This window comes from Kitasatospora dryopteridis (assembly GCF_050749075.1).
Lineage (GTDB): Bacteria > Actinomycetota > Actinomycetes > Streptomycetales > Streptomycetaceae > Kitasatospora.
This window is the reverse complement of the sequence record NZ_CP192749.1, coordinates 1,022,878-1,035,871: the sequence shown is the minus strand read 5'-3', so window position 1 is coordinate 1,035,871 and position 12,994 is coordinate 1,022,878. Positions and strand designations below refer to the sequence as shown.

General features: G+C 74.2%; 8 protein-coding genes and 4 pseudogenes. 6 read left to right on the top strand and 6 right to left on the bottom strand.

Annotated features, from left to right (window positions below; translation table 11 throughout):
• Nucleotides 1-80: 80 nt before the first annotated feature.
• A pseudogene (locus tag ACQ614_RS04755) lies at nt 81-1,190 on the top strand (ATP-binding SpoIIE family protein phosphatase); the annotation flags it as partial.
• A 29-nt stretch (nt 1,191-1,219) separates the two neighbouring features.
• Here ACQ614_RS04755 and ACQ614_RS04750 read toward each other — a convergent pair.
• A complete protein-coding gene (locus ACQ614_RS04750) occupies nt 1,220-2,920 on the bottom strand; it encodes a SpoIIE family protein phosphatase (protein WP_431676893.1) in 1,701 nt (566 codons plus the stop codon).
• A 179-nt stretch (nt 2,921-3,099) separates the two neighbouring features.
• Here ACQ614_RS04750 and ACQ614_RS04745 point away from each other — a divergent pair, with 179 nt between their 5' ends.
• Nucleotides 3,100-3,732 (top strand): LuxR C-terminal-related transcriptional regulator, encoded by a 633-nt coding sequence (locus ACQ614_RS04745; RefSeq protein ID WP_431676892.1) that lies wholly within the window; start codon nt 3,100-3,102, stop codon nt 3,730-3,732.
• A 41-nt stretch (nt 3,733-3,773) separates the two neighbouring features.
• On the opposite strand, the gene ACQ614_RS04740 is transcribed toward ACQ614_RS04745, so the two are convergent.
• From ACQ614_RS04740 to ACQ614_RS04720, 5 genes and pseudogenes are all read right to left on the bottom strand, one after another.
• Nucleotides 3,774-4,895, bottom strand: a complete 1,122-nt coding sequence (locus ACQ614_RS04740; RefSeq protein WP_431676891.1) for an aminopeptidase P family protein — start codon at nt 4,893-4,895, stop codon at nt 3,774-3,776.
• Between the two features lie 24 nt (nt 4,896-4,919).
• Entirely contained in the window at nt 4,920-6,275 is a 1,356-nt protein-coding gene (locus tag ACQ614_RS04735) for a dipeptidase (RefSeq protein WP_431676890.1), read from the bottom strand.
• Between the two features lie 66 nt (nt 6,276-6,341).
• Nucleotides 6,342-6,782 (bottom strand): hypothetical protein, encoded by a 441-nt coding sequence (locus ACQ614_RS04730; protein WP_431676889.1) that lies wholly within the window; start codon nt 6,780-6,782, stop codon nt 6,342-6,344.
• A pseudogene (locus ACQ614_RS04725) lies at nt 6,779-7,801 on the bottom strand (APC family permease); the annotation flags it as partial. The gene ACQ614_RS04730 and the pseudogene ACQ614_RS04725, both read right to left, overlap by 4 nt.
• On the bottom strand, nt 7,735-8,817 hold the full coding sequence (locus tag ACQ614_RS04720) for a helix-turn-helix domain-containing protein (protein WP_431676888.1): 1,083 nt from the start codon (nt 8,815-8,817) through the stop codon (nt 7,735-7,737). The gene ACQ614_RS04720 and the pseudogene ACQ614_RS04725, both read right to left, overlap by 67 nt.
• Nucleotides 8,818-8,926: 109 nt before the next feature.
• Here ACQ614_RS04720 and ACQ614_RS04715 point away from each other — a divergent pair.
• The 4 genes and pseudogenes from ACQ614_RS04715 to ACQ614_RS04700 all read left to right on the top strand — a co-directional run.
• Nucleotides 8,927-9,745, top strand: a pseudogene (locus tag ACQ614_RS04715) (alpha/beta hydrolase); the annotation flags it as partial.
• 85 nt (nt 9,746-9,830) lie between these two features.
• Nucleotides 9,831-10,526: pseudogene (locus tag ACQ614_RS04710) on the top strand (serine hydrolase domain-containing protein); the annotation flags it as partial.
• A gap of 189 nt (nt 10,527-10,715) precedes the next feature.
• The gene (locus ACQ614_RS04705; RefSeq protein ID WP_431676887.1) at nt 10,716-12,233 is read left to right on the top strand and encodes an alkaline phosphatase; all 1,518 of its coding nucleotides are present in this window, start codon (nt 10,716-10,718) and stop codon (nt 12,231-12,233) included.
• A gap of 134 nt (nt 12,234-12,367) precedes the next feature.
• Entirely contained in the window at nt 12,368-12,889 is a 522-nt protein-coding gene (locus ACQ614_RS04700; protein ID WP_431684129.1) for a hypothetical protein, read from the top strand.
• Nucleotides 12,890-12,994 lie beyond the last annotated feature (105 nt).

Here is a 12,994-nt window from a genome sequence, read left to right as displayed (position 1 = left end):
TGGCCGTGCTCCGGCTCGGCCGCAACAACGGCGTGTTCGAGGCGAAGTACAGCACCCAGGAGCAGATCACCGCCGCCATCACCGGCAGCCATCCGATGGCCGTCACCCTGCAGCAGAGCCTGCTGCCGCGCGGCCTGCCCGAGCAGGACGCGGTGGACGCCGCCTACCGCTACCTGCCGGCCCACGCCGGGGTCGGCGGCGACTGGTTCGACGTCATCCCGCTCTCCGGCGCCCGGGTCGCCCTGGTCGTCGGCGACGTCGTCGGCCACGGCCTGCACGCGGCCGCCACCATGGGCCGGCTGCGCACCGCGGTGCACAACTTCTCCGCCCTCGACCTCGCCCCCGACGAACTGCTCACCCACCTGGACGACGTGGTGAGCCGGATCGACCAGGAGGAGGCGGCGGGCGGCATGGAGGGCGCGATCATCGGCGCCACCTGCCTGTACGCGATCTACGATCCGGTCTCCCGGCGCTGCCAGCTCGCCCGGGCCGGGCACCTGCCGGCCGTGCTCGTCCACCCGGACGGCACGGTGGAGATCCCGGACACGCCGGTCGGCCCGCCGCTGGGCCTGCGCGGCATGCCCTTCACCACCGCCGAGCTGGAGATCCCCGAGGGCGCCCAGCTGGTGCTGTACACGGACGGGCTGGTGGAGGCCAGGACCCGGGACATCGACATCGGGCTCGACCTGCTGCGCGATGCGCTCTCGCACCCGGGCCGCAGCCCGGAGGAGACCTGCCAGGTCGTCCTGGAGGCCATGCTCCCGCACCGCCCGGAGGACGACGTGGCGCTGCTGGTGGCCCGTACCCGCGCCCTGCCGGCCGACCGGATCGCCTCCTGGGAGGTGCCCGCCGACCCGGCGGCCGTCGCCGAGAGCCGGGCCTTCGCCACCGCCCAGCTGCAGCGCTGGGGCCTGGATCTGCTGGAGCCAGGCACCGAGCTGATCCTCAGCGAGCTCGTCACCAACGCCATCCGGCACGCCGCGGGCCCGATCGGCGTCCGGCTGCTCTACGACCGGGCGCTGATCTGCGAGGTCTCGGACGGCAGCAGCACCTCGCCGAGGCTTCGGCAGGCCTCCTCGACCGACGAGGGCGGCCGCGGCCTGTTCCTGGTGGCGCAGATCGCCGAGCGCTGGGGGACGCGCTACACCGCCGAGGGCAAGGTGATCTGGGCCGAGCAGGTCGTGCCCTGAGGCCGCGCACCGGCCCGTCGGCCCGGCCTTCACCGACGGCGCACCCGGGCGGCGAGCAGCGCGATGTCGTCCTCCGCGGCCTGCGGTGTCAGGGCGTGCAACACCGCGTCCAGCAGGTCGTCGAGCTCGCCGGCGGCCGGCAGCCGCAGGGCCGCCAGCCGGGCGAGCGAGACGTCGATGTCCTCGCCGCGCCGCTCCACCAGCCCGTCGGTGTACAGCAGCAGCACCTGCTCGGGCAGCAGCTCGCGGGCCTGCTGCTCGTAGCCGCCCAGCCCGGTGCCCAGCGGCGGCCCGGTGGGCACCACGACCAGGTCGGTCGGCGCATCCGGCAGGACGAGGGCCGGCGGCAGGTGGCCGGCGCTGGAGAACGTCCAGCGGCTGCGGCCCGGGTCGGCGAGGGCGAGCAGACAGGTCGCCGGACGGGAGGACTCGTTCTCCGAGATCAGGGTGTCCAGCTGGCGCAGGATGCGGTGCGGGGGCAGGTCCATGCCGGCCACGTCGCGCAGCATCGAGCGGTACGTGCTCATGTCGACGGCTGCCTCCACGCCGTGCCCCATGACGTCGCCCATGGCCAGCAGGGTGCGTCCGAACGGCAGCCTGACCGTCTCGTACCAGTCGCCGCCGACCACCGAACTGGTGCCGGAGGGCAGATAGCGCGAGGCGAGCTCCAGATTGGGGTGCGGGTTGCCGGGCTCGGCGAGCAGCGCCTGCTGGAGCTGCAGCGCGATCCCCTGGGAGCGGGTGTAGCGGCGGGCGTTGTCGACGCCGACCGCGGCCCGGCCGGCGAGGTCGCCGATCAGCACGGTGTCGTCCTCGGTGAACGGGCGGACCGGCTCCCGGGTGCGGGCCAGCGTCAGCACACCGAGCGTCCGGCCCCGGGCGATGAGCGGCACGGTCAGCATCGCGTCCAGCCCGGCCGCCCGGTACGCCTCCGGGGCGCCCTTCTCCGCGGAGCCCGGCCACGGCCCGTCGGCCGGCCGGACGAGGACGGGCACCCCGGTGCGCAGGCTGTGCGCCGCCGCGGAGCCGGGCGGGTACCGCACGGACTCGCCGGCCCTGGAGAGCGGCGCCAGGTGCGGCCGCAGCGCCGGCGCGCAGACCACGGCGGCCCGGTGCAGCCGTAGCGTCCCGCTGTGCGCGCCGCGTTCGACGGCGTCCGGCGGCAGCAGCTCGACGACGGCGGCGTCGGCCATGGCCGGCACGGTGAACTCGGCGAGTTCCACGCAGGTGGTGTCGACGTCCAGGGTGGTGCCGATCCGGCCGGCGGCGGCGTCCAGGACGGTCAGCCGGGCGCGGGCCTGCTCCAGTTCGTGCGGGGCCCGCTGCCCGTCACCGTTCCCGGGGCCGAGGGCGGCGACCACCAGCCCGGCCGTCCGGCCGCGGATCTCCAGCCTCCGGGCGCGCAGCCGCAGCCCCGGCGCGGCGGGGTGGCCGGCCGAGGGCTCCTGCGGTCGTCCTCCGCCGAGGACGGCCTGCAGGGCGGGTGCGGCGGCGGCGAGTGGTGTGTCGGCGGCGGGCAGGCCCAGCAGGTCGCCGGGGGCGAGGCCGACAGTGCGGAAGAAGGCCGCATTGGCGTACTGCCAGCGGAGCTCCGGATCGAGGACGGCGAGGCCGACGGGGGCGTCCTCCAGGACGTACCGCAGCAGTTCCTCGCCATGGGTGGCCAGGGCGGCCGCCGCCCGGTCGATCGAGGCGTCGGCGGCGTCCGGGCCCGAAGCCTCCGCGTGCAACCCGCCTCCTCGGCCGTGCCGGTGCCACAGCCCCAGGATCACGCGGGCCGGTGCGGACCGCACCACATCCCGGTTCCGCCCTCCGGGTGCCGGAGGAAGCGGCGGGGCGAAGACTGGAGGCGTGCGGACCGCGAGCCCCGGGCCGCGGCCCGACGACGGTCGCCCCCGAGGACCACGCCATGAGCGCACCACCGAGCCGCGTCGCCGTGATCGGCGACTGCCCGCTCTTCCGGCGCGGCCTCGCCCAGGTCGTCGGCGCCGCGGACGACCTCGAGTGCACCGTCGGAGCGCCGTCCGTGGACGAGGCCGAGGACGCCCTGCAGCCGGGCGACGTCGTCCTGCTCGACCTGCAGTTACCGCCCGCCGAACTCGCCGCGGTGGTGCACCGGCTGAATGCCCGCGGGCTGGAGGTCGTGGTGCTCTGCTCCGAGCTGCAGCGCGACATCGTGCCGCCGATGCAGGCCGGCGCCCGCGGCTGCCTCAGCCGGCAGGCCGGCGAACCCGAACTGCTCGCCGCCGTCCGGCTGGTCGCCTCCGGCTGCCCGTACGTCTCCGCGGCGCTGGCGCTGCGGCCCTGGGCGGACGGGACGTGCCGGGTCACCGAGCGGGAGCGGCAGATCCTCGCCCTGCTGGCCGGCGGAGAGACCGACCACGGCATCGCCAGGCGGCTCGGCATCAGCGAGCACACCGTCCACTCCCACCTGGACCGCCTCCGCGACAAGGTCGGCTCCCGCCGCCGCGTCGACCTGACCCGCTTCGCCCTGGCCCACGACATCGTCCCCGACGACCTGCCGCAGCAGGGCAATCCGTAGGTGCCACACGCGCCCCTGTGGGATGCCCCGTTGCGTTGCCTTCAGGCGACGGTGCCGAGGGCGTGGGGGGTGTTGTTGAAGCGGCGGCCGCCGGTCTCCGTCACCGTGACGATGTCCTCGATCCGTACGCCGAACCGGCCGGGCAGGTAGATGCCCGGTTCGATGGAGAAGCACATCCCGGGCACCAGACGCTGCTGCTCGCCCTCGACCATGTACGGCGGTTCGTGGGTGGTCAGCCCGATGCCGTGGCCGGTCCGGTGGATGAAGTACTCGCCGTACCCGGCCTCGGTGACGACCGCCCGGGCGACCCGGTCGATCTCCTGGCACTCGACGCCGGGACGGACGGCCTCGAAGGCCTTCTGCTGGGCGTGCCGCACCACCTCGTGCACCTCCCGGACCTCGGCCGGGGCGTCCGCACCGACGTGCACGGTGCGGGTGGTGTCGGAGCCGTAGCCGTCCTTGAGGCCGCCGAAGTCGAGGACGACGGTGTCGCCCTCCCGGATGACCCGGTCGTCGGCCTCGTGGTGCGGGTTGGCGCCGTTCGGCCCGGAGCCGACCACGGTGAAGTCGACCTGGCTGTGGCCGTACTCGAGCAGCAGCGAGGCGAGGTCGGCGGCGACCTCGTTCTCGGTGCGCCCGGCGAACGGGACCTCCAGGATGCGCCGGTAGGTGGCGTCGGCGGCGCCGCCGGCCGCGGCCAGGCGTTCCAGCTCGTCGGCGTCCTTGACGGCGCGCAGCATCGGCAGCGCCCGGGTGAGCGAGGTGTAGCTGCTGCCCGGCAGGGCCTCCTGGAGGGCCAGCAGGTGCAGCGCCCAGGCGGAGTCGGAGATGCCGTACCGGCCCGCCGGGTCGAGGGCGGGGGCGACGGTCCCGCGGTACGGGTCGCTGCCGTCCGTCCAGTCGGTGAAGCGGACGGCTCCGGCGCCGGGGGCCGCCTCGGCGTCCGGCCGCTCCAGCCGGGGCACCACCAGGACGGGCTCGCGGTCGGGGGCGAGCAGCAGTGCGGTGACGCGTTCCGTCATGGCCGTCGGCCGGTAGCCGGTCAGGTAGACCAGGTCGGGCCCCGGGGTGACGACCAGTCCGGACAGCCCGGCCAGGGCGGCGGACTCGACGGCGCGGGCCATCCGGTGGGCGAAGTCCTCGGTGGTGAACGGCTTCGGCATGGGTGCGGCCTCTCGGACGGGCGGTCAGGAACGGTCGGCGTAGTGCCGCAGGAACAACGCCTCGACCAGGGCCATGCGTTCGATCTCGGACGGATCGACGCTCTCGTTCGGCGCGTGGATGAGGCAGCGCGGCTCCTCGACGCCCATCAGGACGATCTCCGCCTCGCGGTAGGTGTCCGCGAGGACGTTGCACAGCGGGATGGAGCCGCCCTGGCCGAGGTAGGAGATCGGCAGGCCGTAGGCCTGCCGCATGGCGCGGTCGAGCGCCGCGTACGCCCGGCCGTCGGTGGCGGCGCGGAACGGCGAGCCGGTGCTCTCGCTCTCCACCTCGACCCGGGCGCCCCAGGGGGCGGCCTCCCGGAGGTGGGCGGCGAGCGCGTCGCGGGCGGCGTACGGGTCGGTGCCGGGCGGCACCCGCAGGCTGACCCGGGCGCGGGCGGCGGCCGGGACGGCGGCGGCCGAGCCGACCACCGGCGGGCAGTCGATGCCGAGGACGGTGACCGCGGGCCGCGCCCACAGCCGGTCGGCGACGGTGCCGGAGCCGGTCAGCGCCACACCGTCCAGCACGCCGGCGTCCGCCCGGAACTGCTGCTCGTCGTAGCCGACGCCGGGCCAGATCCCGCCGCCGTCCAGGCCCTTGATCCGGGTGCCGCCGTTGGCGTCGCGCAGCGAGTCGAGGATGCGGATCAGTGCGGCGAGGGCGTCCGGGGCCGGCCCGCCGAACATCCCGGAGTGCATGTCGCCGGCCAGCGTCCGCACGGTGACCACCACACTGGCCAGGCCGCGCAGGCTGGTGGTGGCGGTGGGCACGCCGACCGCCGCGTTGCCGGTGTCGCAGATCAGCAGGGCGTCGGCGTGCAGCTCGTCGGTGTGCTGTCGGACGTACGCCTCCAGCCCGCCGGTGCCCTGCTCCTCGGAGCCCTCGGCGACGAACTTGAGGCCGACCGGGACGTCCTCGCCGAGCGCCCGCAGCGCGGTGAGGTGCATGACGATGTTGCCCTTGCAGTCGGCGGCGCCGCGCCCGTACCAGCGGCCGCCGCGCTCGGTGAGCTCGAACGGCGGCGAGGTCCAGGCGGCGTCGTCCAGCGGCGGCTGCACGTCGTAGTGGCAGTACAGCAGCACGGTGGGGGCGCCCGGCGGGGGAGGACGGTGGCCGATCACGGCGTGGCTGCCGTCCGGGGTCTCGGCGAGGTGGACGTCGCGCAGTCCGGCCTCGGTGAACGAGGCGGCGACCCACTCGGCGGCCTGCCGGCAGTGCTCCGGCGGGTACTGCCGCGGGTCGGCGACCGAGGGGATGGCGACCAGCTCGGCCAGGTCGGCCCTGGCGCGGGGCATCAGGGCGGCGATCCGCCCGGCGAGGTCGTCGGCGGGGTCGGGCATGCGGGGCTCCCGGGTCTCGCGCGGCGGCCGTGCCGCCCGGGGCGGGCGGCACGGCCGTCGGTCGGGTCAGGTGTTCACGGTCTTGGCGGTCTCGAGGTCGTCGAGCTTGTCGCGGAACTCGTCCAGCTTGTCCGGGCAGTAGACGTTCAGCACGATCGCCTCGGCCTCCGCCGCCTTGGCGTCGGCGACGATCGGCCGCCGGCCGGGGCCGCCCGCGCCGTTCGCCAGGTCGACCTTCCACAGCGCGTTCTTCAGCGCCCCGGCCGGGTTCTCGCAGACGGCGCCGCCGTCGGTGCCCAGCGTCTTGGCGATCTGCTCCTGGTCCGGCACCGCGCGGTAGCCGGCCGAGACCAGTTCGTCGGACAGCTGCTGCGCCTTGCTGAAGGACTCGTTGGTGGCGTGCTGCTGGGTGTAGGTCAGCAGGCCGATGACCAGCATCGCGACCAGCAGCACGATCGCGCCGATGTAGATCCGGCGGTGCTCGGAGGCCATCCTGGTCGGGCTCATGCCGCGCCTCCCTCGGCCGCGGCCGCCTCGGGCTGCCGCCAGCTCGGCTTGCGGGTCTTCAGGAAGGCGAACGGGACGATCAGGCCGAGCAGCAGCAGGCCGCCGCCGACGATCAGGACGTACGACCAGACGCTGCCGCCGCCGAACTGCGAGGACGGCACGAAGCCGATGACCATCGCTGCCGCGGAGGCCAGGAAGCCGGTCACGCACAGCACGACCAACGCCGGTGCCCGGTAGCCGCGCGGGTGGTCGGGCTGGGTGCGCCGCAGCCGGATGGCGGCCAGGAACATCAGCAGATACATGATCAGGTACACCTGGGTGGTGATCACCGAGAAGATCCAGTACGCGCTGGAGACGTTCGGGATGAAGGCGTACATCAGCGCGATGGCGGTGGTCACGACGCCCTGCGTCACCAGGATGTTCTGCTGCACGCCGTGCGCGTTGAGCCGCTGCAGGAACGGCGGCAGGTAGCCCTCCTGGCGGGAGATCAGCAGCAGGCCCTTGGACGGGCCGGCCAGCCAGGTCAGCATGCCGCCCAGCGAGGCGGCGACCAGGCCGACCGCGATCACCGGGGTCAGCCAGCCGATGTCGAAGTACTGGAAGAACGCGTCGAAGGCCTGCATCACGCCGGCGGTGAGGCTCAGCTGGTCGGAGGGCACCACCCAGCTGATCGCCAGCGCGGGCAGGATGAAGATCAGCAGCACCAGGCCCATCGCCAGGAACATCGACTTCGGGAACTCCCTCGGCGGGTCCTTCAGCGAGGAGACGTGGACGGCGTTCATCTCCATGCCCGAGTAGCTGAGGAAGTTGTTGACGATGAGGACCAGGCTGGCCAGGCCCGTCCAGGCCGGGAAGAGGTGGCTGGCGTTCATCGGCGCGGCCGAGGGGTTGCCCTGGCCGAGGAAGACCAGGCCGAGCACGACGAGCAGGGTGCCCGGGATCAGGGTGCCGATCACCAGGCCCCAGGAGGCGAGGCCGGCCACCGCGCCGGTGCCGCGGGAGGACACCCAGACACCGGTAGGCGCCAGGCGGTGAGGGCGAGGCGGGCGCGGGTGAGGCCGGTCGGGGTGGTGAGGTCGAGGCGGAGGGTGCGGGCAAGCTGGTCGATGCGGCGGGAGACGCTGCTGTGGTGGAGATGGAGCTGGTCGGCGGCGCGGCGCAGGGAGCCGCTGTGCAGGTAGACGTCGAGGGTGGCCAAGTCCTCGGCAGTGAGGCGGGCGATCCCGGCGACGTCCGGGTTGGTGCGTGACAGGTCGTCGGGTACGTCGGCCAGCAGGGCGAGGGCGCCGAGGTCGGCGTGGTGGATGACGGGTTCGCGTGGGGTGGTGAAGCGGAGCGCGGTGCGGGCTTGCGGCCAGGACAGGTCGGGGCGGTCGGCGGTGCCGATGCCCGCGCGCACGCTGTCCGGGAACCGGGCCCGGTCGACGGTGGTGGCGAGGATGACGCCGACCTCGCCGAGGAGCGCCGCCTTGACCGGGCGGCCCGGGCAGATCAGTCGGCCGAGCCGGTCCAGCGGGCGCGGGGTGCGGACGGCGACGACCTGCACGGGCAGGTCGGCGGCGAAGCCGAGCAGTCGCAGCGCGCGGGCGCGGGCCGCCTCGTCGGTGCCGGGGCTGACGGCCAGTTCGACCAGCGCGGGGTCGGCCATGGTGGTCCGCGCCGGGGCGTAGCGTTCGACGGTGGCCGCGGCGGCGAGGGCGAGTCGGTCGAGCAGGACTTCGTCGAGCTGGTGGGCCGCGCCGGGGCGTTCCAGCCAGACCGTGCCGATCTCCTCCTCGTCGAGGGTGATCGGCGCGGTGGTGGACGCCGGTGCGGGCGAGGCGGACGCCGGGGTCCCGTCGGGCGAGACCCGTATCTCCTGCCCGGTGCCGTGCAGCCGGATCCCGGCCCCGCACTCGGCCAGGCCCGCCGAGGCGCGGGCGAGCGCGGCGAGATCCACCCGCCGGCGCATCAGCGTGTCGTAGAACGCCACGATCCGGATCGCGCCGTCGACGTACGGATCCAGCCCAGACAGCCGTACGGCCAGTGCCTCCATGGCAGCAGGATAGGCAGCGGACCCCGCACAAGGTTCGCGCCGAGCGGTGCGCTATCGGGCCGGAACGCGCGACGGACGGCGGCTGACCGACCGCCAGGCGGCGGTGAGGATGGCATCCATGAGCATGGATCCCGAACTCGAAGCATTCGTCCCGCTGTTCCCCCGGGCCGACCTCACCGAACCGCTCCGCGAGCGCGAGCAGTACGCCGCGATGGCCGCCGCACGGCCCGCCCCGGACACCTCCGATCTGGATATTGAGGACCGCACGGTGCCCGCCGATCCCGACGTGCCGGTGCGGATCTACCGACCGCGCGGCGCCCGCGGCGCCGTCGTGTGGATGCACGGCGGCGGATACGTCGTCGGTAACGTGGACACCGAGCACCACTGGGCCGCCCGGCTCGCCAAAGGCTCCGGCCAGATGATCGTCTCGGTGGGTTTCCGGCTCGCCCCCGAGAACCCGTTCCCGGCCGCCCTGGACGACGTCTACGCCGTGCTGTGCTGGACGGCCGGGCACGCCGCCGAACTCGGCGTCGACCCAGACCGCATCGCCGTCGGCGGGCACAGCGCCGGCGCCGGTCTCGCCGCCGCGGTGGCGCTGCGGGCACGCGACGAGCGAGGCCCGTCGATCCGCTTCCAGCTGCTCAACGAAGCCGAGCTCGACGACCGACAGGAAACCTGGTCGCAGCGGAACTTCACCGACACGCCCTGGGTCAACTCCGCCATCGTCGCCCAGTCCTGGCAGCACTACCTGGGCACCCGCACCGGCGCGCCGTACAGCGCCGCAGCCCGGGCCGCCGACCTGTCCGGCCTGCCGCCCGCCTACATCGCCACCGCGGAGTACGACCCGAACCGCGACGACGACATCGCGTACGCGGTGCGCCTGCTGCAGGCGGGCGTCTCAGTGGAGCTGCACCAGTGGCCGGGCACCTTCCACGGCTCGCAGGCGATCCTGTCCGCCGACGTGTCGCAACGTCAGATCGCCGCGCTCGCGGACGCGCTGCGCCGCGCCCTGGCGCTTCCGGCATTTCCGCCCGGCCGAACTGATCGAGCTGGGGCTCTCCGCCCCGCCGACCGGCGAACCGGGCGGCCCGACCGGGGTGTACTCCAACACCAACTACCTGCTCCTCGGCCAACTCCTGGAGCGGGTGACCGGCACCCCGGCCGAGGAGTACATCACCCGCAACGTCATCGAGCGCGCCGGCCTCCGGCACACCGGGTTCCCGACCGGGCCGCGCATCGAGGGGCCGCACTCGCGGATGTACGAGGCGCTGTTCGGCGTGCTCGACCCGCCGCGCGACTACAGCGTCTACGACATGTCCTGGGTGACGACCGGGGCCGGACTGGTGTCCACCATGGAGGACCTCAACCGCTTCTACGGCCGGCTGCTCGACGGCGGGATCGTCGGCCGCTCCTCGCTGGAGCAGATGCAGCGGACGATCCCGGTCCGGGCCCTGGACGGCACGACGGTCCAGTACGGCCTCGGGCTGCACCGGGTCGACATCCCGGGGTGCGGAACCTTCTGGGGCCACGACGGCACGGTCTGGGGGGCCGGGACGATGTCCCTGACCCGGGCCGACGGCCGGCGCCGGATGTCCGTCGCGATCAACCTCATGCGATGGAGCGCACCGGACCCCTCGGGCAGGCCGCACCCCGTCGACGAGGCGCTGACGGCGCTGTACCGCCAGGCCCTGTGCGGGGGCACCCCGTAGGGACACCGCCGGGGGCACTACCTCAGGGGCGGTTGACCCTTGATGCAGGGTCAGGTGTTCGACCGTACGTCATGTTCACGGCGGATTCGGTTCACTTCGTGCTCCTATCTTCACACCGCCCGGGCGATCCCCGGGTGCGCGTGCGGCAGCAACCCGCCGGGCGCGCCGATGTGTCGAGGAGACACCCTGATGCAGCGCAGGGCCTTGAAGGCCGCCACCGTGCTGGCACTCTCGGGCAGCCTGGTCGGCAGTGCGGCGGTCACCGCCCACTCCGAGCCGGCCGAGCAGAGCGAGCGGCACGCGGAGATCCGCAACGTCATCTACCTGCTCGGCGACGGCATGGGCCGCACGCACGTCACCGCCGGCCGCGAGCGCTACTACGGCGCCGCCGGCCGGCTGAACATGGAGAAGCTGCCCTTCACCGGCGCCGTCGCCACGTACGCCGTCGAGAAGGACAGCACCCGTCCCGCCCTGGTCACCGACTCGGCCAGCTCCGCCACCGCATGGTCCTCCGGCGTGAAGACCTACAACGCGGCGATCGGCGTCGACGCGTACGAGAAGAAGGTCGCCACGCTGATGGAGCAGGCCAAGGCGGCCGGCTTCGCCACCGGCAACGTCTCCACCGCGGAGATCACCGACGCCACCCCGGCCGCCCAGTTCAGCCACGCCCTGCTGCGCGGCTGCCAGGGCCCGGTCTACACCGACGCCGCCTGCCTCCCGAAGAAGGCCGACGGCACGTACGAGTCCGCCCCGGCCGACCGCACGCTGATCACCCCGATCGCCGAGCAGATCGCCCGCAACGGCACCGCCGACGTCGTCCTTGGCGGCGGCCTGGCCCGCTTCGAGCCCGACGACCAGAAGGCGCTCCAGGCCCAGGGCTACCAGGTGCTCGGCAGCTTCGGCGACCCGGCACTGCCCGCCCAGACCGCGGCCAGCCAGAAGGCCGCCACCAAGGCCGACCTCGCCGCCGCCAAGGGCCGCAAGGTCGTCGGCCTGTTCAACCGCGGCAACCTGACGGTCGAGCAGGCCAAGGCCGGCCTGCCCGCCGACGCCCCGCAGCGCCAGGAGCCCACCCTCGCCGAGATGACGAACAAGGCCGTCTCGCTGCTCGGCAAGAACAACCGCAAGGGCTTCTTCCTGCAGGTCGAGGGCGCGCAGATCGACAAGCGCTCGCACGCCAACGACGCCGCGCAGACCCTCGCCGAGGTCAAGGCCTTCGACGACGCGGTCGCCGCCGCCGTGGACTTCGCCAAGAAGGACGGCCACACCCTCGTCGTCGTCACCGCCGACCACGAGTGCGCCGGCTTCAACATCATCGAGAGGGGCTCCTACACCAACGCAGAGGCGGCCGCCCCGCCGGCCAACACCGACGGCGGCAACACCGCCAACAACAGCACCCCGAGCCGTTCCACCAGCGGCGCCAAGGACCCGGCCCGCTCCAGTGGCATCGTCAACGGCGCCGGCGCCAAGGACCCGAAGAACTTCGCCCCGGCGACGTTCCGCACCCCGGACGACCCGGCCGGCGTCACCGACGGCAGCGCCGACGCCAGCCTCTGGCTGACCTACCTGTCGGGCAACCACACCGGCGCCGACGTGCCGATCTTCGCCTACGGCCCGGGCGGCCAGCGGTTCGCCGCCAGCCAGGACAACACCGAGCTCTACGGCAAGATGTACGCCGCGCTCTTCCGCAAGGCACCGCGGCACTGACCGCGCGGCCCCGCGCCGAGGGCACCGGCCCGCGGCGCGCGGCCCACGGCGGGGCAGGGAGGAAGACACCTCCCGGCCCCGCCGGCACCCGCCCCACCGACACCCGCCGCCGCCGTGCCGACCCCAGGAGCACCATGAAGGCCCGTCCGCCCGTCCGCCCCGCCACGGCCGCCCTGCTCTCGGCACTGCTGCTCGGCGCGCTCGCCGGCTGCTCCGGCACACCGGCCGCCGACCCGCAGCCCGCCCCCGTCCCCTCGCTCTCGCTGCCCGCCCCCAAGCAGGCCGCCGCCCCCGCCGCCGTCCTGAGCGCACCGCCCGGCCCCGGCGAGGTCAGGATCGAGGACGGCCCGTTCACCGACCGCGTCCGCCTCACCGGCCTGCGGCTCGACGGCGGCAGGGCCGTCACCGGCCACCTCGCTGTCACCTCCGACGTCAGCGACGTCCTCGCCCTCGAACTCCGCGCCGCCTTCTACGACGCGCACGGCGCCCTCGTCGGCACCGGCGCCTTCCACTACCAGGAGGAGGACGAGTCCTCCGGCCGCCACGACGGCCCCCGCGCCGGCGGCGACGGCATCGACATCACCGTCCCCGCGGAGAAGCTCACCGGCACCCCGAGCGGGGCCGTCCTCACGCTGCCCGTCCTGGTCAACGAGTAGCCGCCCGGCCCGGCGCTCGGTTGATCGCCACCGGCCCACGGGCCATGCTGGAGGGTGCACGCGTGGAAGCCCGGTCCGCGGGGACGACCGGCGGGGGCTTCGGCG

Bases quoted from the DNA above. Each gene is read 5' to 3' on its own strand.
- ACQ614_RS04745 (WP_431676892.1), top strand. From the start codon at position 3,100: ATGAGCGCACCACCGAGCCGCGTCGCCGTGATCGGCGACTGCCCGCTC.
- ACQ614_RS04740 (WP_431676891.1), bottom strand. From the start codon at position 4,895: ATGCCGAAGCCGTTCACCACCGAGGACTTCGCCCACCGGATGGCCCGC.
- ACQ614_RS04735 (WP_431676890.1), bottom strand. From the start codon at position 6,275: ATGCCCGACCCCGCCGACGACCTCGCCGGGCGGATCGCCGCCCTGATG.
- ACQ614_RS04730 (WP_431676889.1), bottom strand. From the start codon at position 6,782: ATGAGCCCGACCAGGATGGCCTCCGAGCACCGCCGGATCTACATCGGC.
- ACQ614_RS04720 (WP_431676888.1), bottom strand. From the start codon at position 8,817: ATGGAGGCACTGGCCGTACGGCTGTCTGGGCTGGATCCGTACGTCGAC.
- ACQ614_RS04705 (WP_431676887.1), top strand. From the start codon at position 10,716: ATGCAGCGCAGGGCCTTGAAGGCCGCCACCGTGCTGGCACTCTCGGGC.
- ACQ614_RS04700 (WP_431684129.1), top strand. From the start codon at position 12,368: ATGAAGGCCCGTCCGCCCGTCCGCCCCGCCACGGCCGCCCTGCTCTCG.